Origin of the sequence: Cobetia sp. Ld8 (genome assembly GCF_045066615.1) — a bacterium.
Lineage (GTDB): Bacteria > Pseudomonadota > Gammaproteobacteria > Pseudomonadales > Halomonadaceae > Cobetia > Cobetia amphilecti.
Map to the genome: position 1 here is coordinate 421,433 of NZ_JBISHF010000008.1, position 15,060 is coordinate 436,492.

The window sequence follows — 15,060 nt, forward strand, 5'->3', positions numbered from 1 at the left end:
AAGGACTCCCGTCGTCGCAATGACAACGCGTCACGCAACAACGACGGCGAGTCACGCAACAGCGGCAACGAATCCCGCGGCAACGACGCTGACAGCAGCAGCCAGAACGATGGCCGCAGCAACAACAAGCGCCGTCAGCGCAACGACCGTGGCAACCGTCGCAAGTCCAACGAGTCGCGTCAGGACAGCCAGCAGGAAATCGTCACCAACGACAGCAAGCCGCAGGCCGAACCGGAGCAGACGCCGCAGGCTGACAACAGCCCGAAAGCCGAAGCCAGGAGCAGCGACAGCCAGAACGCCAAGGCCGACAACGCCAGCAAGCGCGATTCCGGCAAGCGCAGCGACAAGCCGGCCCGTGGTGAAAAGCCGGCCAAGACTGACAAGGCCGAGCAGGTCGACAGCAAGCAGGCACGCGAGTCCATCAAGGCAGCCGAACAGGCCGAGCAGGCGGAACAGCAGGTCAGCAGCGAAGACCAGCAGACCCGCAACAACCCGCGTGTGCGCAGCCGTCAGCATGCTCTGAACCCGCAGGCGGTCGAAGAGCAGAAGTCGCTCAAGGCCATGACGCTGGCAGGCCCGCAGGCCACCGCTGCTCCGGCAGCCGCTACTTCGGCAGCCGCTGCGGTGCCGGCCATTGCCGAGGAAGGTGCCGAAGCCGTCAACGCCACTACCGCTGCTCCGCAGGGCGAAGCCAATGCTCCGCAAGGCAACGACAGCGCCTCGCAGGGTGAAAACAGCACCGCAGCACAGGACGCGCCGGCCAGCGCCGAGCAGTCTGCCAGCGCAGACCTCACGGCTGCCGTTGCACCGGAAGTCAGCGAGCCGAGCAACGAGGCGCTGAAAGAGACGGTAGCCCCTGAGTCAGCGGCATCCGATGCGCAAGCGTCTGAGTCTGAGCCAGCGACAGCGGAAGTGCCCGAGCCGGTCGTCGAAGCACCAGTCGAAGAGGCGTCCGAAGCGCCTGTCACTGGCGCTCACCAGGCGCAGAAGACTGAGCAACACGCCGCCCAGCGCACTGAGCAGCACGCCGTCCAGCAGCCAAGCGTGCACCAGCCGCAGGCCAGCGAAGCTGACGTCACCGTCGACACGCCGGCCATCACCGCGGCAGAAGTCGCGCCGGAAGCCGCGGCCGATGAGCAGTCGCTGAAGGAAAGCGTGACCAGCGAAGCCGCTGCGCCTGAAGCGCCAGCCGTCGTCGAGCAAAGCGTCCAGGCACCGGCCGCCGAAGCGCAAGCTGCCGAGCAGACCGAAGCTCAGGCACCTGTCGCTGAAGCAGAGGAAGCGATCGCCGCTGAAGCCGACACTGCCAGCAAGCCTGCGCAGACTGTGGCGGAAGAACCTGCCGTGGAAGAACCTGCCGTGGAAGAACCTGCCGTGGAAGACGCTGCCGCTGAACAGCCTGTACAGGAGACCGCGCACGAAGAGGCTCCCCAGCAGACTGAGGCCAGCGAGGTGAAGGTGACGCAAAGCGCTGACGTGGCCAGCGCTGAGATTGAGCCTGCTGTCAGCACTGAGCGCACCGCAGCTACTGTCGCTGAAGCTGCGGAAGGCGCTCAATCAGCTGAAGGCTCTGATGCTGCTGAAGGCTCTGCAAACGCTGAAGGCTCTGATGCTACTGCTGAAGGTGCCGAAAGCGCCGTCAACGTCAGCGCCAGCGTCGAGAGTGCGCCGGCCGAGACAGCGTTCGCGACTGCCGAGCGTCACGACAATGTCGCCGTGGCGCAAGCCGTGAGCGACGACTCCCACACAGGGGAAGTCGCTGACAGCGAGCAGAAGCAGGCACCGAGCGAGCAAGGCGAGACGACAGTGGCAGAAGGCGCGCAGCAGGACAGCACGCAGCCAGCCACCGAGACCCGCCGTCGCCGTGGCGAACGCGCCTACAACGATCCGCGCGAAGTGCGTCGTCGTGAGCGTGAAGCTGCCGAACGTGCTGCTGCACAACAGGCCAGCGCAGAGACTCAGGACACGACCGCTCAGGATGACAGCGATACGTCTCACTGAGGCCTGAGGCTGGCGCCCTGCCCCTGCCGCCACTATGGCGCCTCTTTCAGCCACCAGCGCTGAAGGGGGCGTCAGAAAGTCAGCAAGCCAGGGTCTATGCCAGCATCTGCCAGCCGCTCCCGTTGAGCAACAAGTCAGAACCAAGCACTGAAAACAAGAACGCCCCGCAGGCAAGCCTGCGGGGCGTTCTTGTTTTCAGTGCTTGCTATTTTCAGCGCCTGGTGTGCGTGCCTTCACTTCAGCGCAGGTCTCGTGCGCACGACTCTGGGCCTCAGCCCTCGGGCGGCATCATTCCCAGCTCCCGCGGCTCCTGCTCGAGCCAGACACCGAAGCGGGCATGGACGGCCTCACGCACCTCCTGCGCCAGTGCCAGCAGCTCCGTGACGGCCCCCTCGCCGAAGTGCACCAGCACCAGCGCCTGCTGAGCATGTACGCCGACATGGCCTCTGCGCGCGCCCTTGAGACCACATTGATCGATCAGCCAGCCTGCTGCCAGCTTGATGCTGCCATCGGCCTGCGGGTAATGCGGCAAGCTCGGGAAGCGGGTCAACAGCGCCTGGGCCTCGGCCCCGGGAAGCTGCGGATTCTTGAAGAAACTGCCGGCATTGCCCAGTTGCGCGGGGTCGGGCAACTTCTCACTGCGCGTGGCAATCACCGCCTGGGCGACCTGCAACGGCGTCACTTCCTCCCCTTGCGGCAGCGCCGCACTGACGCGCTGGGCGAGATCACCATAACCGAGCCGGGGCGACGCCTGGCGCGACACCTGCAACTCCAGACGCGTGATCAGCACGCGATGCTCAAGCGCGCCCTTGAAGATGCTGTCGCGATAACCGAAACCGCATTCCTCACGATTCATCCAACGGCAGCTGCCATCTTCCAGCGACATGACTTCCAGGCGCAGCAGATGGTCTGCCAGCTCGACGCCATAGGCACCGATATTCTGGATAGGCGCCGCACCGCAGCAACCGGGAATCAGCGCCAGGTTCTCGCAGCCCCACCAGCCGGCGGCGGCCAGCTCCATCACCAGGGCATGCCAGCGCTTGCCGGCCTCGACAGAGACCGTGGCCGTCAGGCCGTCTTCTGCCGGCGTGATGGTGACCTCGTCAAAAGCCGGGCGCATGACATGGGCATCCAGCCACGGCAGCAATACCAGATTGCTGCCGCCGCCGATCACTACCAGACGCTCACCAGCCTGCCGGGAGGCCAGCACCTGTGCCCTGGCCGCCTCGACGGTGTGTGGCTCGCTCAGGGCGCGGGCGCGCGCCGAGAAGCCCAGCGTATTGCAGCCATCCAGCGCCACCCCCTCACGTTGCGAGGTGTCGCCAGCGTTCTGATCACTGGATACCCGAGTCATGAGCGCGCCCGCGCCGTGGTCGCCGCAGGCAGTGCCGCAATGAGTACCTCACAGGCCACATCGATCAGATCCAGCACACGCTCGAAGGCATCGGGGCCCCCGGTGTAGGGGTCCGGCACCTCACGACTGCCCGCTGCCAGCGCGGGCAGCGGGGTCGGCAGCAGGTCCAGCAGGCGACCGATCAGCGCCTGATCACCACTGTTGCTACGCGCAGCCAAGGCACGGGTATCGGCAAGATTGGCGTCGTCCATCACCAGAATCAGATCGAAGTCGTGAAAGTCCTGCTCGCACAACTGACGGGCACGCAGCGTGCTAATGTCGTGTCCGCGCTTGGCCGCATGCGCGATGGCCCGCGAGTCAGGCTGACCGCCGACATGCCAGTCACTGGTACCGCAGCTGTCCACCGTGACGACCTGCTCCAGACCATGGCGCGTCAACGCCGCACGCAACACGCCTTCGGCACTCGGTGAGCGGCAGATATTGCCCAGGCACACCATCAGGATGCGCTCCAATGGCGCCTGACGCTGGACCAGTTGCTCAAGAAGCTCGCTCATCTGGCCTCTCCGCTCTCGCTGCCTACCGCTGCTTGCGCCAGCCAGTCGCGCACGCGCTCGAGATCCTCCGGCGTATCGACACCGGCCGGATGCGCCGTGCAGGCAATGGCCACCTGGATGGCATGACCATGATGCAGCGCGCGCAGCTGTTCGAGCTGTTCGAGCTGCTCCAGCGGGGCCGGCAGCCAGTCGACGTAATCGGTCAGGAAGCTGGCACGATAGGCGTAGAGGCCGATATGGCGCAGCCAGGAATCGGTGGCCAGCATGTCCGGCGGCGTGGTGAAGTGCTCGCGGTCCCACGGGATAGGCGCACGCGAGAAGTACAGGGCACGCCCACGCAGGTCACGCACCACCTTGACCACATTGGGATTGAACAGGCTGTCAACGCTGGCGATCGACTCCGCCAGCGTGGCGATCGAGGCGCCCTCGTCTTCCTCGAGACGCACCGCCACCTGATCGATCAGCGCCGCCGGCAGCAACGGCTCATCGCCCTGGACGTTGACCACCAGGGTCTCGGGGGCCAGCGCCAGCAGCGTGACCACCTCGGCAAGACGGTCCGTCCCGCTGGGATGATCGCCACGCGTCATCACGACCTCGGCCCCGAAGCCTTCACAGGCCTCACGGATGCGCTCGTCATCGGTGGCGATCACGACCCGGCTGGCCTGACTGGCGCAGGCATTGCGCCAGACGTGCTCGATCATCGGCTGGCCATGAATGTCCGCCAGGGGCTTGCCCGGCAGGCGTGAGGAGTTGAAGCGCGCCGGAATCACGACCACGAAGCCGGACTCGCCCTCTGAACGGCTGTCGTCTGCCAGCCCCTGCTGCAGAAGGTCACTCATCAGCCGCGGCTCCCCTTGAGCTTCTCGTCGGCATCCATCTGGCGCGCTTCTTCTTCCAGCATGACGGGGATGCCGTCGCGTACCGGATAGGCGAGGCCATCGTAGAAGCACTTGAGCTCGGCGTTCGCCGCATCATAGGTCAGCTTGGCCTGACACAGCGGGCAAACCAGTAGCGCGAGCAGTTCCTTGTCCATCGAGACATCTCCGGAATAACAGCAGAAAAGAAAGAAAATTCAGCGATCAAGCACTCAGAGCGCCTCAAGGCGTTTGGCGAGCCAGTCCACCAGCGCCTGATCCGGACGCGCCTCGACATCCAGCGCCCAGCAGCGCTCATTGGCGAAGCTGCGACACTTGACGGCGTCCTTGGCGGTCATCACCACGGGCAGATTGTCGGAAAAGCGCAGATCCGTCGGCGTGAAACGATGGTGGTCCGCCAGCGGACGCGGCAGATGCTCGACCCCGAGGTTGGTCAGGGTACGGAAGAAGCGCTGCGGATTGCCGATACCGGCCAACGCATGCACCTGACCGCTGAACGGCAGCTGGTGGGCAGGATAGCGCACGTCGTCGATCAGGTGGCGCCAATGGACCGGCGTCAGCTTCATGCAATGCGATTCCACCGGCAGGCGCGAGCAGTCGATGACACCGTTGGAGATCACCGCATCGACACTGGCGAGGCGCGACAACGGCTCGCGCAGCGGACCAGCGGGCAGGCAACGCTGATTGCCGAAGGCACGCTCACCATCCACGACCACCAGCTCGATATCGCGCCCCAGCGCATGATGCTGCAGACCGTCATCGGAGAGCAGAATGTCGCAGCCGGCGGCAATCAGGCGCCGCGCCGCGCTCGGGCGATCCGGATCGACCGCCACCGGCAGGCCGGTCTGCTGAGCCAGCATCACCGGCTCATCGCCGGCATGCTGAGGGTCGGTATCGGCCTGCACGTAGAGGGGATAGCGCGGCGAATGCCCACCGTAGCCGCGCGAGATGATGCCCGGGCGCCAGCCCTGCTCGCTCAACCAGCGCCCCAGCCAGGCGACCAGCGGCGACTTGCCGGTACCACCGACGGTGATGTTGCCGATCACGATCACCGGCACCGGCGCCTTCCAGACCTCACGCTTGCCGGTGAGATAGGCATTGCGCTTGCGCGCCACCACATTCTTGTAGACATGTTCCAGCGGGCGCAGCAGGTGCAGCCAGCCGGCGCCGCGATACCAGGCGTCTACCAGTCGTTCACTCATGCGTCCGCCGTCTCCCGGAACTGGATGCGATGCAGCGCGGCATAAGCACCTTCCTGAGCAATCAATGATTCGTGGGTGCCGTCTTCGATGATCTCGCCATCATCCATCACCAGGATGCGGTCCGCCTTCTCGATGGTGGACAGGCGGTGGGCGATCACGAAGGTCGTCCGGCCCTGACACACTTCCTCCAGCGCGCGCTGGATATAGCGTTCGGATTCGGTATCCAGCGCCGAGGTGGCCTCATCCAGCACCAGGATCGGCGAGTCCTTGTAGATGGCACGCGCGATGGCGATACGCTGGCGCTGACCACCGGAGAGCATCACGCCATTGTCGCCGACGATGGTGTCGTAGCCTTCGCTCATGCGCTCGATGAATTCGTGGGCATAGGCCGCGCGCGCCGCCTCTTCCACCCGTGCCTTGTCGACCTCACCGGTGCCATAGGCGATGTTGGCGGTCAGGTCGGCATTGAACAGGGTGACATTCTGCGAGACCAGCGCGATCTGCTGACGCATCGGGCGCAGCTTGTAGTCCTCGATGGCGACATCATCGATCAGGATGCGGCCGGTGGTCGGTGCATAGAAGCGCGGCAACAGGCTCATCAATGTCGACTTGCCCGACCCCGAACGCCCGACGATGGCGACCATCTGCCCCGGTTTCACCTCCAGATCGATGCCCTTGAGCACCTCCGGCTGATGGTCTGCATAGCGGAAGTGGACATTGTCGAAGCGCACACGGCCCTCGAGGCGACCCTCGGGCACCAGGGTGCCGTTGTCCGGCTCTGCCGGCGTATCCAGCAGGCCGAACAGTTCTTCCGAGGCCGCCATGCCCTTCTGGATCTCGCCATTGACTTCGGTCAACTGACGCACCGGCTTGGCCATCATCGAAGCGGCGGTGATGAAGCCGACGAACTCACCGGCACTCATGCCGGCCATCAGTTCCGGCGCCATCGCCAGCCACACCAGCGTGGCCAGTGCCACGGCGATCAACAGCTGGATGACCGGCGTGGCAGTGGCCTTGGTCAGCGCTTCCTTCATCTTCTGCTCGCGGTTGTACTCACTGACCGCCGCGAAGCGTGCCTTCTCGTAATCCTCGGCACCGTGGGTACGCACGACACGATGGCCGGACAGCGCCTCGGAGGCCACGTGAGTCACCTCGCCCATCGAGCCCTGGATACGCTTGGAGAGCTTGCGGAAGCGCTTGCTGGCATAGCTGACCACCCAGCCGATCAGCGGCGTGACCGCGATGAACACCAGCGTCAGCTTCCAGTTGGTCCAGAACAGATAGCCCAGCAGGCCGAGCACGAAGAAGCCTTCGCGCAGGATGATGGTCAGCGCCTTGGTGGCCGCGCCGGTGATCTGCTCGACATGGTAGGTGACGCGGGTGATGAGATGGCCGGTGGAGTTCTCGTCGAAATAGCGCCCCGGCAAGTGCAGCATGTGGTTGAACACCGTGGTGCGCAGGGTGTGGACCACGTTGCGCGCCACATCACTCATGCAGTAGGTGCCCAGGAAGGTGCCGACGCCACGCACGGCGAACATGCCGATCACGAACAGCGGCAGGAACAGTCTGAACTGGGCGTCAGGATTCTGAATGCCGTCGATCAGGCGCTTCATCATCTCGGCCAGCGCCGTACTCGAGGCACCGTAGATGATGTAGCCGACGACGGCGGCCAGAAACATCTTCCAGTACGGGCGAACATAGCCGAGCAAGCGGCGGTAATGAATCCAGGTGGAGTCGCGACTCACGGGGTCTCCATAGACTTGGGCGGCGCCCTCATGGGGCATCCGGTGATGATGATTCCGTCCCGATACGCGTACTGATGCGCACACGGGTGATACCCACTTCAGCGGCGGCGTCCAGCGCCGTGACCACCTTGGCGTGGGGCGTGCGGCCATCGGCTTCGAGGATCAACCCGAAGCGATCTGCCTGGTCCTTGTACTGCGCAAGTTGCGCTCCCAGTTCATCCTCGCCGAGGCTTGCCTCGCCGAGCGTAAAATCACCTGCCGCCCCGATGCTCAGGATCAAGGGCGCCTGCTCTACCGCGCTGGCCTGACTGGACTGCGGCAGGATGAGGTCCAGCGCTCGACGGCTATCGAAGGTCGTCGAGACCATGAAGAAGATCAGCAGCAGAAACACCACGTCGATCAGCGGGGTGAGATTGACCTCCACCGACTCACGCTGGCGACGCGGAAACCTCATGACGGCCTCCCGGCACCTGCCCCCTTGCCATCATCGCCACCATAGGGGTCATCGGCGTCACGACGCATGTAGGCCGGCAGGTCTTCCGGCAGGCGCTCATGGGGCTCCGGCACCTGGCCGGGGCGCTGGCCCGGACGACGGTCGATGCCGTCATGGCTCTCGGCCAGCCCGAGCTCGCCCTGGTGGTGCGAGATATACTCCACCACCTGCCCTGCCTGTTCCTCCATGTTGACGGTGATGTCCTCGACACAGCGCTGGAAATAGCGATGGAACATCAGTGCCGGAATCGCCACCGTCAAGCCGGACGCCGTCGTCACCAGCGCCTGGGAAATCCCGCCGGCCAGCTCCTGGGCGCGCTCGGCGCTGCCCGCATCGACGATCACGGCGAAGACGTCGATCATGCCGACCACCGTGCCCAGCAGCCCCAAAAGCGGCGTGATGGCGGCGATGGTGCCCAGCGGACTCAGGAAGCGCTCCATGTCATGGATGACGGCCACGGCCGACTCCTGCATGCGCGCGCGTACCTGCTCATTGCCTAGGCGCGCATTGCGCAGTCCCGCCGCCAGCACGTTGCCCAGCGGCGAATGACTCTCCAGCCAGTAGACATTGACCTGTCCCTGGCTGATCAGTTCACACACCTGCTGTCCCAGGCCCTTCGGCGCGATGCGTCGACGACGCAGCGTCCACAGGCGCTCGAGGATGATGGCCAGTGCCACGACGGAACATCCGAGGATGGGGAGCATCAAGACTCCCCCTGCGTACAAGGCTTCCAGCATGTGACCTCTCCCTTGGTCTCGATGCCTCTGCGGGCACCATTGTTGTCGTGTCAGATGTCACGCGCCATCCCTGTCGCGCAGGCCGTATGAATCCGCCATGCATCTGATCATTCAGCGGATTTTACCCCAAGGCACCTCACTCCGATACCGCCAGCCCTGCGCGCTGGTTGCAGCCGCTCCCCCTGCGGCGACCACTCCCAGTGCAAGGCACCATCCAGCCCGACATGCCAGAGACACTCGACATGACGCGCCAGACGCTCCACCACGTCCGGATGCGGATGACCATGCGGATTGTAGCGACCGGCGCTGACAATCGCGTGACGCGCCGCCAGGCTCTCAAGCCAGGCATCACCACTGCTGGAGCGGCTGCCGTGATGGGCGACCACCAGCAACGGCAAGCCGCGCCCGGCCAGGCGCTGACGCAGCGTCGCCTGCAACTCGCGCTCCTGCTGCTGGCCGATATCGCCGGTCAGCAACGCCAGCGGGCGAACGCCATGTGCTATCAAGACCACACAGGAGTGCGCGTTGTCACGTCGGGTCTTCAACCCTGCTGGCGGCCACAGCATCTCAAGGCGCACGGGGTGGCCCTGCAGCTGACCGAGGGTGATGCTGCGCCCGGCGACACACTCCCGCATTACCACCTCATCGAGCCAGCTTACCTGACGCTCCAGTCGCGCCCGCTGCCCGGCCGGCACCCACAAGGCGGCGATCTCCTCGGCAGACAGGGCCTGCAGACCGCCGGCGTGATCGCCATCCCCGTGACTCATGATCACGCCGATAGGCTCTCCCGCAACGGATGGCGCCCCCGGCAAGCGGGCGCTGGCATTGCGTGACGCCGCCCCCAGGTCGTAACGCCAGTGCCTCGGCACCTGCCGTGACGCGTCAGTCGAGTCACTCGCGCTCGGCGAAAGATGACTGTGCAGCGACAGCGCCAGCCCCTGCCCGACATCGTGCACCGTCAGACTGAGCGCGGGCGCCCAGGGCGAGAACGAGGCGGATTCTGTCGCGCGCGTGCCGGCGTCCCGCCCGACGGTGGCCAGCGCCGCCGGTGACCACGGCAAGGCCAGCGCCGCCAGCGACAGCCCCCAGCAGAGTGCCACGCTGCCACACAGGCGCTTCAGACGGCCATCGAGGCCCGGCACCCCCTCCGCCAGCCAGGCACCCAGCAGAGCCATCAGCGCGAGCGTCAGGATCAAGGCCGAGGGAGTGGCGTCCGACAGCCCCGCCGCCATTGGCGTCTGCGGCCAGCGCCCCTGCGTCGACGCAAGCGAAGACAAGGTCTCCATCGTCTGCGCCATGCCCTGTGCCAGCAGCTGCCATAGACCGCCGCTGAACACACCATCGGCGAGCATCGCCGCGGGCCGTGACGGGACGAGCCCCGTAAACAGCAACAGCTGCTCGAGTCCCGCAAGCCCCCAGCCCAGCATGCCAAGCGGCACGATCAATAGCGTCACCAAGGGCGCCATCAGCAGATTCATCGGCAGCGACAACCAGGACAGCTGGCCGCGCGAAAGCAGCAGGGCCGCGCCCATGACCAGCGTCAGCAACCACTGGCTGCGCAACGTGGCCAGACACCAGCCGCGCATTCCCCGCGGTCGCGAGCGGCCCTGCCAGGCCAGCAACAACACCGCCACGGCGATGAATGACAACCAGGTGCCCGGGCGCCACAGCGCCAGCGGGTCCAGCCCCAGCACCAGAATCAGCGCCAGCATCCAGACCTGCCAGACACCCAGCCCGCTGCGGCCACTCGCCATCCAAAGCCCGACCGTCACCATCAAGGCGGCGCGCAGGGCCGGAGGCGCCAGGCCTGCCAGCAAGGCGAAACTCCAGGCCGCCAGACAGGCAAGCCACCAGGGCGCGACGCTGAATCGCCATCCGCCCGGGCGCCAGAGACGCAGCACGCCGAAACTCAGCCCCAGCACCAGGCTTGCCATCAATCCGACATGCAGCCCCGACACCACCGCCAGATGCGTCAGCCCGGTGGCGTTCAGCGTGTCCCAGTCGTCATGGGTCAGTGCCGAGACCTTGCCCAGCGTCAATGCTGCCAGCCAGCGACAGGGCGAACCCGGCCAGTCGACCAGTGCCTCGCCCTCGCCTTCGCCGCAGCGCTGCCACAGAGCCTGCTCGGCATGCAGGCGCAGTGCTGCCAGCCCGCCTGGTGGCGCCAAGCGCTGCGCAAGGGACAGTTGGCGCACGTAACCCGTGGCGACGATACCTTCACGCCATAGCCAGGCGACACGGTCAAACTCCGCTGGGCTCGCTGAGCGCCCGAAGGCCGGGTTGCTGGCGCCATGAGGCGGCACCAGACGTACGACCATGCGCCAGCGCTCACCGGCCTGCCAGGGAGTCGCCAGCGCCTCGCGTGTCGCTACATCGCGGGGCAGCTTGCGTGGCCAGTAGCGCCGTAGCTGGACCCGCTGATCCAGCAGCCGCTGACAGGCGGCCTGACGTCCGGCATCCGCGCTGGACACCTCCGTCGGCTGGAAGAGATCACAGCGCGAGACACGCAGCACCAGGCGCACCGAGTCATCAGGCGTCGGCAGTGCGCGGTTGACCTGCTCGACCCGGCCCTCCAGCCACAGCTCCTGGCGCGTCAACGCCTCCGCCATCACGAGCGGCTGCTGCAGAAGGCCGATCACCAACCCGACCCCCAGCGCTGTCGAGAGCCGCAGACTCAAGGCCCCGAGCCGAGAGCGGCGTGACTCAGCGTCGGGAGCAGAGTGCTGGAAAGCACGGGCGGGAGAGGCGGCCAAGGCCCCCACCACCATCAGCCAGCAGAGCAGCAAGGCGGCCAACAGCAGGTTGTCGCTCAGCGTCATGAAGGCGGCCCAGCCATGCGCCCCACCCTCTTGCGCGCCAAGCCCTGCCGATGAGCGTGACTGCCAATCCGCGCCCCACTCGCCCTGGCGTGACAGCCAGATTCCCGCCACCAGCCCCGCCAGCAGCTGGGCCAGCGAAGCCGGTGACAGCCAGAATCGAGCGGGATGGGACGATTTATTCACGGTGGCGCCTGACATGTTGCTGGCCTCTTGCAAGGTCACCCATGGCGCAGCCCGTCAGGCATGGCGCGGGCTTTGCTGTACTCAGTGCCGAATCGAGACACGCGGGTTGCAGATCACGAACCGGATAACTGCGCAGTCAGCATGGCAGTCCTGTAGCCATGTATGGATAATGGCCGGCGTTGAATGCCAAATGGCCAAGTCATGCCTCGTCGTCTACTCAAGCGGCTCATGCCGGAACCGGATGCCCTCAAGCGCAAGAAGTCGCTGCGCTTCATGCATCACCTGATCGCCGATCCCGCACTGTGGGCGTTGTCGCGACGCACTGTGGCCAATGCCTGCATGGTGGGGCTGTTCTGTGCGCTGCTGCCGATTCCCTTCCAGATGGTGGTGGCCGCCTTCGGTGCCTGGGCACTGCGCTGCAACCTCGCGCTGTCGGTGGGTCTGGTGTGGGTGACCAACCCGCTGACCATGCCGGTGGTCTACTACGCGACCTACCGCGTGGGTGCCTGGATGCTGGACACGCCCGCACGCGTGATGCCGGACCAGGTCTCCGCGGCCTGGTTCGCCAACCAGCTGGAAGACATCCTGCCCGCCCTGGCGCTGGGTTCGCTGGTCAGCGCCGTCGTCCTCGCGCTGCTGGCCAACATGCTGGTCCGCCTCTTGTGGCGCTATCAGGTGGTGCGCAACTGGCGCAGCCGCCGCAAGGCGCGCCTGGCCGCCAGGCGTTGCAGCAAGGAGCAGTCGTCACGCCAGAACGCTGAGCAGGACGCCGACAAGCTCTGAACGCTGCCGACAGGCACGCATGAAAAACGCCCCGCCATCTCTCGATGGCGGGGCGTTTGGCTTTCTGGCTAGCGTGAATCAGTCAGCGGCTCGACTCAGTCCTCATGCAGCTTGCCGCCATCCAGGCGCAGCACACGGTGCTGGTGCGCGGCCAGACCGTTGTCGTGGGTCACGATGATGAAGGCTGCCTGCGCTTCACGCGCGATGTCATCCATCAGCTCGAGAATGCGTGCTGCCGTGGTCTGATCCAGGTTGCCGGTCGGCTCATCCATCAGCACCAGGCTCGGGTCCGTCACCAACGCACGCGCGATGGCGACGCGCTGGCGCTCCCCCCCGGACAGCTCGCCCGGCTTGTGGTCGGCACGCGGCGCCATGCCGACCCGCTCCAGCAGCTTGCGCGCCTTGACGGCAGCCTCGGCGCGCTTGTGGCCACGGATGATCAGCGGCATCGCCACGTTCTCTTCGGCGCTGAATTCCGCCAGCAGGTGGTGGAACTGATACACGAAGCCGATGTGCTGATTGCGGAAGCTGCCCAGCGCCGACTCGCTGAGTTCGGACAGGCGCTGGCCGGCCACCTTCACGATGCCCTGACTGGGATGGTCCAGACCGCCGAGCAGGTTGAGCAGCGTGGTCTTGCCGGAGCCGGAGCTGCCGACGACGGCGACTCGCTCACCGGCATGCACGCGCAGCTCCAGCTCGTCGAGCACCTGCACCTCTTGCGGGCCCTCATCGTAACTGCGACTCAGGCGCTCACAGATCAGCATCGGCTTGCCGTGGGCCTGCCCCGGCGCGTGAGTGTCAGAAGCCGGCGTCGGCATGGCGGTGTCTCCAGCAGCAGAACGGATGGATGCATCAGACGGTGTCGACGGATTACTCATAGCGCAGCACCTCCGCCGGCTGGATGCGCGAGGCGCGCCAGGCCGGATACAGCGTCGACAGGAAGCTCAGCACCAGCGCGGAGCCGATGATGATGCCCATGTCGCTCATCTCGAGGCGCGATGGCAGATAGCTGATGAAGTAGACATTGGGGTCCAGGAACTGGATACCGAAGGTCGACTGCACCCAGGCGATGATGTCGGAGACGCTCAGCGCCAGCGCCACACCGGCGATGGCGCCGATGATGATGCCCATCACGCCGATGGTCAGCCCCTGCACGATGAAGATGCCCATGATGGAACCGGGCCTGGCCCCGAGGGTACGCAGGATGGCGATGTCAGCGTGCTTGTCCGTCACCATCATCACCAGCGTCGAGACGATGTTGAAGGCCGCGACGGCGACGATCACCATCAGCAGCAGGCCGATCATGTTCTTCTCCATCTGGATGGCGGCGAACAGGTTGCCGTGGGTGCGCTTCCAGTCCATGCCGCGATACTGCGGCCCCAGCTGGCTGACGATGTCGCGGGTGACCTGATCGGCGCTGAACAGGTCATCGAGCTTCAGGCGCACCCCCTGGACGTCGCCTTCCTTGAAGCGCGCCAGCTTGGCCATGTCCGAGATATCGGTGTAGGCAAGGCTGGCATCGACGTCCGCGCCGACCTTGAAGATACCAGTCACCGTGAAGCGCTTGAGGCGCGGGAAGATACCCCCGGGCGTGATGGAGGCCTCGGGCACCAATAGCGTGACGCGATCCCCCACGCCGACGCCCAGGTTGCGCGCCAGCAGCTCGCCCATCACGATGCCCCAGCTGCCGGGCGTGAGATCCGCCAGGCTGCCCTGCACCATGTGCTCGCTGATGATCGAGACCTGATCCTCCGCGGACGGATCGATGCCGGTGACCAACGCGCCCTTGTTGCGCCCGTTGGTGGTGAACATGCCCTGCTGCTCGATATAGGGCGCCGCGCCGACGACATGCGGCTTCTCGCGCAGCTTGCCGGCCAGCGTCTCCCAGTCGGTGACGCTGTCACGCGCCTCGACGCGCACATGCGGCACCATGCCCAGCACGCGAGTACGCAGCTCGTGGTCGAAGCCGTTCATCACCGACAGCACCAGAATCAGCACGGCGACGCCCAGCGACAGCCCCAGCATCGAGGTCAAGGAAATGAAGGAAATGAAATGGTTACGGCGCTTGGCGCGGGTATAGCGCAGGCCGATCAGAAAGGGTAGGCGATCCAGCAGCATCGAAGTCGATTCCTTGGGTCAGGGTCGCGGGCCATGATACGCATTCCGCAGGCTCGGCGCATGGAGCCATATTCGAACGCAGTTTGCCAGCCTTCGTCTGTGGCCAACATGAACCGCCAGCAGGGCAAGACATGTGCACGTCAGGCACCACAGGGCTAGCGTCGGCGCATGGCTCTGCTATCATCGCGCGCCGAGT

General features: G+C 65.6%; 12 protein-coding genes. 1 reads left to right on the top strand and 11 read right to left on the bottom strand.

The genetic code is table 11. The features are described 5' to 3' along the window. Positions 1-2,272: 2,272 nt before the first annotated feature. The 9 genes from murB to ACJJV2_RS12780 form a co-directional block, all read right to left on the bottom strand. Entirely contained in the window at positions 2,273-3,355 is a 1,083-nt protein-coding gene (murB, locus tag ACJJV2_RS12740; RefSeq protein ID WP_405281403.1) for a UDP-N-acetylmuramate dehydrogenase, read from the bottom strand. Beyond that, entirely contained in the window at positions 3,352-3,909 is a 558-nt protein-coding gene (locus ACJJV2_RS12745; RefSeq protein WP_405281405.1) for a low molecular weight protein-tyrosine-phosphatase, read from the bottom strand. Before ACJJV2_RS12745 ends, murB begins: the two co-directional genes overlap by 4 nt. After that, positions 3,906-4,748, bottom strand: coding sequence for a 3-deoxy-manno-octulosonate cytidylyltransferase (kdsB, locus tag ACJJV2_RS12750; RefSeq protein ID WP_405281408.1), 843 nt, complete (start codon positions 4,746-4,748; stop codon positions 3,906-3,908). Before kdsB ends, ACJJV2_RS12745 begins: the two co-directional genes overlap by 4 nt. Beyond that, positions 4,748-4,942, bottom strand: coding sequence for a Trm112 family protein (locus ACJJV2_RS12755; protein WP_043331901.1), 195 nt, complete (start codon positions 4,940-4,942; stop codon positions 4,748-4,750). The genes kdsB and ACJJV2_RS12755 overlap by 1 nt, the downstream gene beginning before the upstream one ends. A gap of 54 nt (positions 4,943-4,996) precedes the next feature. Continuing rightward, on the bottom strand, positions 4,997-5,986 hold the full coding sequence (lpxK, locus tag ACJJV2_RS12760) for a tetraacyldisaccharide 4'-kinase (protein ID WP_054555010.1): 990 nt from the start codon (positions 5,984-5,986) through the stop codon (positions 4,997-4,999). Further along, positions 5,983-7,731, bottom strand: a complete 1,749-nt coding sequence (msbA, locus tag ACJJV2_RS12765; RefSeq protein ID WP_225347686.1) for a lipid A export permease/ATP-binding protein MsbA — start codon at positions 7,729-7,731, stop codon at positions 5,983-5,985. The genes lpxK and msbA overlap by 4 nt, the downstream gene beginning before the upstream one ends. 28 nt (positions 7,732-7,759) lie before the next feature. Then, on the bottom strand, positions 7,760-8,185 hold the full coding sequence (locus ACJJV2_RS12770) for a biopolymer transporter ExbD (protein ID WP_153635253.1): 426 nt from the start codon (positions 8,183-8,185) through the stop codon (positions 7,760-7,762). Further along, the gene (locus ACJJV2_RS12775; protein WP_082388116.1) at positions 8,182-8,961 is read right to left on the bottom strand and encodes a MotA/TolQ/ExbB proton channel family protein; all 780 of its coding nucleotides are present in this window, start codon (positions 8,959-8,961) and stop codon (positions 8,182-8,184) included. The genes ACJJV2_RS12770 and ACJJV2_RS12775 overlap by 4 nt, the downstream gene beginning before the upstream one ends. 107 nt (positions 8,962-9,068) lie before the next feature. Beyond that, positions 9,069-11,963, bottom strand: coding sequence for a ComEC/Rec2 family competence protein (locus ACJJV2_RS12780; protein WP_405281414.1), 2,895 nt, complete (start codon positions 11,961-11,963; stop codon positions 9,069-9,071). Positions 11,964-12,164: 201 nt separating this feature from the next. Here ACJJV2_RS12780 and ACJJV2_RS12785 point away from each other — a divergent pair, with 201 nt between their 5' ends. Beyond that, positions 12,165-12,746 (top strand): DUF2062 domain-containing protein, encoded by a 582-nt coding sequence (locus ACJJV2_RS12785; RefSeq protein WP_405281417.1) that lies wholly within the window; start codon positions 12,165-12,167, stop codon positions 12,744-12,746. 95 nt (positions 12,747-12,841) lie between these two features. On the opposite strand, the gene ACJJV2_RS12790 is transcribed toward ACJJV2_RS12785, so the two are convergent. Continuing rightward, on the bottom strand, positions 12,842-13,564 hold the full coding sequence (locus tag ACJJV2_RS12790) for an ABC transporter ATP-binding protein (protein ID WP_054555014.1): 723 nt from the start codon (positions 13,562-13,564) through the stop codon (positions 12,842-12,844). A 52-nt stretch (positions 13,565-13,616) separates the two neighbouring features. Beyond that, a complete protein-coding gene (locus ACJJV2_RS12795) occupies positions 13,617-14,861 on the bottom strand; it encodes a lipoprotein-releasing ABC transporter permease subunit (protein WP_043332064.1) in 1,245 nt (414 codons plus the stop codon). Positions 14,862-15,060: the final 199 nt, after the last annotated feature.